We start from the raw sequence: 8082 nt of genomic DNA, 5'->3' as shown, positions 1-8082 counted from the left end.
AGGCGTCGACCGCAGCCCAGTCACCGCCCTTCTTCACCCGCACCGGCCGGACGTTCTCGGTCCGGGTCAGCGTCCCGTCCGGATTGGCCACCGTCTGGCTGGTCTCGGTGGTCGACCCCTCCACTACCACCGGCTTCCCGCTCTGCCGCGCCTTCGCCCGGGCCAGCTGCACCGGACCGTCCGGCGCGCCGTCCTGCTGCCCGGCGGCCGGCGGCGTGCTGTTGCCCGGCGCCACGGCGAACGGCCGGTCGTCGGCCACCGCCTGCCCCGTCGCCCCGGCCAGCACCGCGCCGGCCAGCGCCAGCAGCGCCACGGCCCGGCGCCCGGACCGCCCGCGCGGCGGTCTCCCCATACCTGCGTGCACTACGTTCCCCTAGAAGATCAAAGCTTTGGTCAAATATCGTTTCCGCCCGAACGGGAGGGCGTCACCCAAGTAGTGCGTATCGGACCCTCTTGTGTCCGATTCGCGCACTCGATGCCCTTATGGAAGGCGAAGGAGTGACAGATCGTCACAATCCTTTGCGTCTCCCCCCGATAGGTCGGCAGCGAAGGATATTGCGGTCCGCCTCTCCCGGCAATAGCGTGCCGCCGCCGGTCAAGTGCTTGCAAAGCGCCCTGTGGCCTGGCAATACCACGCAATGCCCCCCCATCAGAACCACGGAGAGCGAACTCCATGTCAGATCGGATGAATCGCCCGATACGGGCGTTTGGCCGACTCGGCTATCGCGGAATGAGCGTCCTCACGACGGTCGTCGCCGCAATGTCCCTCATGGCCCCCCAGGCCGGCGCCACCGTCGTCGGCCCCTACCGCTACGACGGGAAGCTCTGGGAGGCCGACCCGCTGCCGGCCGTCCCGGAGGTCACCGGGCGTGACGCCTCGGCCGCCGCGGCGGCCACCCCGGCCCCGGAGCCGAAGGGCAGCCGGGCGGTCGAGCAGCACCAGCCCGCCACCCCGAACTGGCCCGCCGCGGCCAGCGCCACGGTGCAGCTCGGCAACGGCGGTGGCGGCGCCGCGCGTTCGGCGGCCGGCCAGCCGGTGAAGCTGGCCCCCGCGGAGGGGAAGACCCCCGGCGCGGTGCGGGTGGAGACCGTCGACCGCGCCAAGGCCCGGACGGCCAACGTGGACGGCCTGCTGGTCGGGCTGACCCGGGCGGACGGCGACCCGGCCGAGGGCAAGGTCGCCGTCTCGGTCGACTACGGGGCCATCGCCCAGGCGTACGGCGGCGGTTGGGCCTCCCGGCTGCACCTGGTGCAGCTGCCGGCCTGCGCGCTGACCACGCCCGAGCTGGCGCGGTGCCGCACCCAGACGCCGCTGCCGACCACCAACGACCCGGTCACCCGGCAGCTGACCGCGACCGTCGCGGTGGCGGGTGACGCGCCGTCGGACGGCTCCGCCGTCAAGGCGGCTGACCCCGCGTCGGACGGCGCCACCGTCCAGGCGCTCGGCACCCGGACCGGCGGCACCGCCGTCCAGGCGCTGAGCACCCAGCTGACGGCCGTCAGCGGCGGGGCCGCCACCACGGCGGTGGCCGCGGTCGCGGGCGCCAGCGGTTCGCAGGGCGACTACGGGGCGACCCCGCTGTCGGCCTCCGGCGCCTGGTCCTCCTCGGCCTCCGGCGCGTTCACCTACAACTACCCGATCCAGGCGCCCGCCTCGCTGGGCGGCAGCGCGCCGTCGGTGGCGCTGTCCTACGACTCGCAGTCGGTGGACGGCGAGACCTCGGCCCGCAACTCGCAGGCGTCCTGGATCGGCGACGGCTGGACCTACAGCCCCGGCTACATCGAGCGGTCCTACAAGTCCTGCGCCAACGCGGGCATCGAGGGCTCCGGCGACATGTGCTGGTCGGGCTGGAACGCCACCCTCGCGCTCGGCTCGCACAACGGGCAGCTGATCCGCGACAGCAGCGGCGCCTACCACCTGCAGAGCGACGACGGCACCAAGGTCGAGCGGTTGACCGGCGCCTCGAACGGCCTGTGGGACGGCGAGTACTTCAAGGTCACCACCACCGACGGCACCCAGTACTACCTGGGCCTCAACCACGCGCCCGGCACCACCTCCGACGCCGCGACCAACAGCGCCTGGGGCGAGCCGGTCTACATGCCCAAGTCGGGCGACCCCTGCTACAGCGCGAGCGCCGGAAAGGCGTCGCAGTGCGCGGCGGAGCCCGGCTGGCGGTTCAACCTCGACTTCGTCGTCGACCCGCACGGCAACCTGCAGCGCTACGACTGGGCGAACGAGGCCAACTGGTACAACGCGGGCAACGGCCAGTCCAACGGCGCCGGCGGCAAGATGACCGCCTACACCCGCGGCGGCTACCTGACCCGGATCTCCTACGGCTACCAGCTGGCCGACGCCAAGGCCGGCCGCGAACCGGCGGCCGAGGTGGTCTTCGACACCGCCCAGCGCTGCACCGTCTCGGACACCACCTGCCAGTACGCCAACCTCAACGCGACCACCGCGCCGAACTGGCCGGACACCCCGTACGACCTCAACTGCACCAGCACGATGGCCACCACCGGCAGCGGCAGCAACGTCTGCCGGGCCAGCAGCCCGTCCTTCTGGTCCACCTACCGGCTGAAGAGCATCACCACCAAGGTGCGGGCCGCCGGCGGCTGGCAGGACGTCGACTCCTGGGCGCTGACCCAGCTGTTCTCGGACGCCGGCGGCACCGTCGACCCGGTCACCGGCAAGACCGAGGACCCGCAGCAGGCGGGCGCGCTCCAGTCGGTGATGTGGCTCTCGCAGATCCAGCACACCGGCCTGGACACCTCGGCGGGCGGCTCCGGCACCGTCACGCTGGACCCGACCACCTTCACCGGCATCGAGATGGACAACCGGGTCGACGGCCTCACCCCGGCCGCCCCGCCGCTGTACCACCCGCGGATCTCCGGCGTGCGGACCGAGAGCGGCGAGTCGATCGCCGTCACCTACCGTGACCCCGAGTGCTCGCGGGTGAACAACCACATGCCGGCCTCCCCGGACTCCGACACCATGGCCTGCTACAACGTCAGTTGGAGCATCCCGGGCGCCGTCGAGCCGATCAGCGACTGGTTCCACAAGGCGCTGGTGGCCCAGATCTCGGACAGCGACGCGACCAAGGCCAACTCGCCCGCCCGGATCACCACGTACACCTACTCCGGCGGCGCGGCCTGGCACCGCAACGACTCCGAGGCGGCGGACGACCGCTACCGCACCTGGGACCAGTACCGCGGCTACCGCACCATCACCACCACCACCGGCAGCGCCCCGGACCCGGTCACCCAGACCGCGACCCACTACCTCCAGGGCATGGACGGCGACTACAAGGCCGACGGGACCAAGCGCTCCGTCAGCCTGACCAACAGCCTCGGCGAGGCCACCACCGACAGCAACTGGCTGGCCGGCACCGCCCAGGAGACCGACACCTACGACCGGGCCGGCGGCACCGTCATCGCCAAGAAGCTGACCGCCGCGCCGACCTACACCACGGTGGCCAGCAGCCCGCAGACCGCCTGGACCTCCAAGACCCCGGCGCCCGCGAAGCTCTCCACCCTGCCGGACCTCACCGCCCGCCGGATCCAGAACGCCTCCGAGCGCAAGCAGGAGCTGCTCGCGGACGGCACGACCTGGCGCACCACCCGGATCGACGCCCGCTACGACAGCCTCGGCCGGCTCGTCGAGTCGGACAACAAGGGCGACCTGAGCGTGCCCTCCCAGGAGGTCTGCACCACCAGCAGCTACGCCACCCCGCCGGCGTCCAACCCGATGATGCTCGCCTACCAGAGCGAGGCGATCAGCATCGCGGGCCCCTGCGGCACGCCCGCCTCCGCGAGCACCACGGTCAGCGACGACCGGACCTACTACGACGGTGACGGCACCCTGACCGGCCTCCCCGCCCTGGGGCAGCTGGGCAGCACCGGCGACATCACCGCCAAGCAGTCCGTCACGTCCTACGACGCGGCGGGCGCCGCGGTCTTCCAGACCGACAGCGCCACCAGCTACGACCAGTACGGCCGGGTCACCAAGGTGCTGGACGCCGCGGGCGCGGCCACCAGCACCGGCTACAGCCCGTCCACCGGCACCCAGCCGACCACGGTGACCAACACCAACCCGCTGGGCTGGACCAGCACCAACACCCTGGCCCCCGGCCGCAGCCTGGTCGTCCGCCAGGTCGACCAGAACGCCCGGACCGCCGAACTGACCTACGACGCCCTGGGCCGCCGCACCGCGGTCTGGTACCCGGGCCGCTCGAAGGCCACCCAGAGCGCGAACCGCCTGTTCAGCTACGCGCTGCAGGGCGCCGGCAACCCGAACCCGCCGAGCGTCACCACCCGGGCCCTGCGCGAGGACGGCAGCTACGGCGTCACCGTGGACATCTACGATGGCTTCCTGAAGCAGCGCCAGTCCCAGAGCACCACGGCCGACAACTCGGCCGGCCGACTGGTCACCTCCACCCGGTACGACAGCCACGGCTGGGCGAGCATCACCGTGCCCACCTACGCCGACCCGACCACCGCCCCCGGCAGCACCCTGTTCGTGGAGACGGAGAACACCCTCCCGGCGGAGACCGTCACCACCTACGACGGCACCGGGCGCACCGTCGCCAACACCTCCTACAGCAAGGCGGCGCTGCTCTGGCAGAGCACCACCGCCTACCCCGGGGCCGACCGGACCGACACCACGCCGCCGGCCGGCGCCGTCCCGACCTCGACCCGCACCGACGCGCTCGGCCGGACCACCGCCAAGGTGTCGCACGGCGGCGACGGCACGGGCGACGTGACGATCAGCTACGGCTACGACCCGGCGGGCCACCTCACCTCGGTCAAGGACACCGCCGGCAACACCTGGTCCTACCAGTACGACCTGAAGGGCCGGCAGACCTCCCAGACCGACCCGGACGCGGGCACCTCGACCACCGGCTACGACCTGCTGGGCCGCACCGCGACCAGCACCGACGGCCGCGGCCAGGTGCTCTCGTACAGCTACGACCAGCTCGGCCGCAAGACCGGTGAGTACGACGGCGCCGGCACCACCGACAGCAGCAAGCTGCTGGCCGCGTGGAGCTACGACTCGCTGGCCAAGGGCTTCCTGACCTCCAGCACCCGCTACGACGGCGGCAACGCCTACGTCCAGGCGATCACCGGCTACAGCACGGGCTACCAGCCGACCGGGACCACCGTCACGGTCCCCGCCGGCGAGGGCAAGCTGGCCGGCAGCTACACCCTGGGGGCGGACTACACCGCCGTCACCGGCCTGCTCGCGCACAGCAACTTCGGCGCGGACGGCGGCCTCTCGGCGGAGTCGGTCGGCTACGGCTACAACCTCCAGGGCGGGCTGGTCAGTTCCGGCTCCGGACGGTTCACCCACTACCTGGACATCGCCAACTACAACCCGCTGGGCCAGGTCGTCCAGTCCACCTACGGCGACGCGGGCAAGCAGTTCCGCACCGCGCAGACCTACGACGAGGCCACCAACCGGCTGGCCACCAACCGGGTCTCGCTGGAGACCGCGCCCGACAGCCCGGTCTCGGACGCCACCTACGGCTACGACCAGGCCGGCAACATCACCACCGTCAGCGAACGGCAGTCGGCCTTCGGGACCAGCCAGGTCACCGACACCCAGTGCTTCCGCTACGACGGCCTGGACCGGCTGACCACCGCCTGGACCGACACCGCGGGCATCACCACCCCGACCGCCGGCCAGCTCGCCCGGTGCACCAGCACCGCGCCCGGCACCGGCACCGTCGGCGGCCCGACCCCGTACTGGCAGGACTACGGCTACAACCTGCTCGGCGACCGCACCCAGCAGGTCCAGCACGACACCACCGGCAACACCGCCAACGACACCACCCAGACCCTGGCCTACCCGACCGACGGCAAGCAGCCCAACGCCGTCTCGACCGTCACCACCGGCAAGTCCGGCGCCACCAGCACGCTCAGCGCGCAGTACGACCCGGCCGGCCACACCACCAAGCGCACCGTCACCGGCGCCAGCCCCTCGACCCAGACCTACGGGTACGACGCCGAGGGCCGGGTCAAGTCGGTGGAGGTCAAGCAGGGCAGCAGCAACGCCCAGACCTCCACGTACCTGTACGACGCCAACGGCGACCTGCTGATCCAGCGCAACCCGGGCACGGTGACCCTCTACCTGTTCGGCGGCGCCGAGCAGCTGACCCTGACCGGCAGCAACGTCACGGCGCAGCGCGCCTACAACAACCCGGACGGCACCCGGATCGTCCGCTCCAGCACCGGAGCGGTCGCCTACCTGCCGACCAACCCGCAGCACACGGCGCAGCTCCAGGTCGACAGCGCCACCCTGAGCACCACCCGCCGGGCCTACGACCCGTACGGCAACCTCCGCGGCGCCCAGCCCGGCAGTTGGGCCGACAACCGGGGCTACCTGGGCCAGCCGGCGGACCCGAGCACCGGACTCGCCCTGCTCGGAGCCCGGCAGTACGACCCGACCATCGGGCGGTTCATCACCGTCGACCCGATCCTCGAAGCGGACGACCCCAACCAGATCGGCGGCTACGGCTACGCCTCGGGGAACCCCACCACGAAGAGCGACCGGGACGGCCTGGCCTCGATCTGCGGCCAGTTCGGCAGCGCGCCCTGCTCCACCGGACAGGGCGACACCTACCAGTACGACAACCCGATGGCCTGCGCCACCTACAACTGCTACCAGCAGCTCAACCAGCAGGTCAAGGACCTGCAGGCCAAGCAGGCCAACCTGACCTCCGAGGCGGCGCACTGCGTCACCTACAGCTGCTACCAGCAGACCATGGCCCAGATGGGCCCGGTCACCACCGACGGACACAGCGTCATCACCAACATGACCCAGGTCCGGAAGGCGGCGCTGGCGGCCCAGGCGGCCAAGGACGCGGACGCCAAGAGGGCGGCCGCGGAGGCCGAGGCCAAGAAGAACCACTGCGGGTGGAACCTGTGGTGCCAGGGCGGCAGGGCGCTGTCGTCGGTCGGCACCTTCATGGACGAGCACAGCGAACTCATCAGCCTGGTCAGCATCGGGATCACGCTCACGGCCACCGTGCTGAGCATGGGCGCGGCCGCACCGCTGCTGGCCGCCGTCGCGGGCACCGAGGGAAGCGCCCTGATCGCCGCCATGGGCTGGACCGTCCTCGCCATCGACACGGCGTCGGCGGCCAACTCCTGCATGGGCCACAAGAGGAGTCCCGGCAATTGCGTATCGGGTCTGACCGGTGTGGCGATCGACAGCGTCGGGGTCTCGGCGGTGCCGAAGGTGCTCGGTAAGCTGGCCGGAGACGGCCTGCAGTTGACGTCACGGGCCGAGAACCTGGGAGAGGAGTTGACGACGCTCATCCTGTCGAACACCGCAAGCTCCCTCTACTGCTCCGGCTCGAAGTGGTGCAGCGGATGAGCACCCCTGCCACCCGCCGTCCCGCGGCCGCTCCCCAGCGGCCGCGGGACGGCGGTCCCCCCGGCCCGAAGGTGCGCCGGTCGGTGCACCGGATGCTGGTGCGCGCGCTGCTGAGCCGGCCGATACCGATGGCCAACGTGTTCATCTGGATGGGTCCGACCAATCCGGAGCTGTCCCTGGCGGCCCGGATCGCGGTGGGCGCCGTCGCCGTGCTGCTGCTCGCGCAGTCGCTCTGGTCGGAGCTGCGGACCTCGGTCGAGATCCGGCCCGGGGAACTGGTGGTGACCAACTCGTTCGCCCGGTACGTGCTCCGCCCCGCGGACATCCGGCGGATCCGGTACGGCGCGATCAACTCCGGCCCGGTGGAGGTCCCCCGCACCGGCCTGGAGATCGACTGCACCCGCCGCGGGCCGATCCCGCTGCAGGTCAGCGTCGGCCTGTCCCGGCGCCGCCGGGAGCGGCTGCACGAACTCCTGCGCGACTGGGCCGGGGACAACCGGGTGGGCACGGACCTCCGGAAGCCCGAACCGGCCGGGAAGCAGGACCCGGCCGGGAAGTAGCACCCGACCGGCCGGCGGCACCCGCTCGCGAGAGCGGGTGCCGCCGTCGCGCGTCTCAGAAAGTGTGGGGTAATTGATCAACTGCGTGGCGTGATCCAGTGGCTGTGATCTTCGCGGTCGGGTGTCCGCGAAGATCGCCGCCATGTG

At 71.7% G+C, this 8082-nt stretch carries 3 protein-coding genes; 2 read left to right on the top strand and 1 reads right to left on the bottom strand.

Going from position 1 to position 8082, the window contains the following annotated elements; all coding sequences use genetic code 11:
- Positions 1-313, bottom strand: a 313-nt coding sequence (locus tag ACWEO5_RS37185) for a hypothetical protein (protein WP_452166514.1), incomplete at its 3' end; no start/stop codon positions are given.
- A 456-nt stretch (positions 314-769) separates the two neighbouring features.
- Here ACWEO5_RS37185 and ACWEO5_RS37180 point away from each other — a divergent pair.
- Positions 770-7375 (top strand): RHS repeat domain-containing protein, encoded by a 6606-nt coding sequence (locus tag ACWEO5_RS37180; RefSeq protein ID WP_452166513.1) that lies wholly within the window; start codon positions 770-772, stop codon positions 7373-7375.
- The gene (locus ACWEO5_RS37175) at positions 7372-7935 is read left to right on the top strand and encodes a hypothetical protein (RefSeq protein WP_452166512.1); all 564 of its coding nucleotides are present in this window, start codon (positions 7372-7374) and stop codon (positions 7933-7935) included. Before ACWEO5_RS37180 ends, ACWEO5_RS37175 begins: the two co-directional genes overlap by 4 nt.
- Positions 7936-8082: the final 147 nt, after the last annotated feature.

The sequence above is a fragment of the Kitasatospora sp. NPDC004272 genome, assembly GCF_053603035.1.
Note: the sequence above shows the minus strand (reverse complement) of the source record. Positions and strands in the feature narration are given on the sequence as shown.

Excerpts from the sequence above, each read along its gene's own strand:
- ACWEO5_RS37180 (WP_452166513.1), top strand. The coding sequence starts at position 770 with ATGGCCCCCCAGGCCGGCGCCACCGTCGTCGGCCCCTACCGCTACGAC.
- ACWEO5_RS37175 (WP_452166512.1), top strand. The coding sequence starts at position 7,372 with ATGAGCACCCCTGCCACCCGCCGTCCCGCGGCCGCTCCCCAGCGGCCG.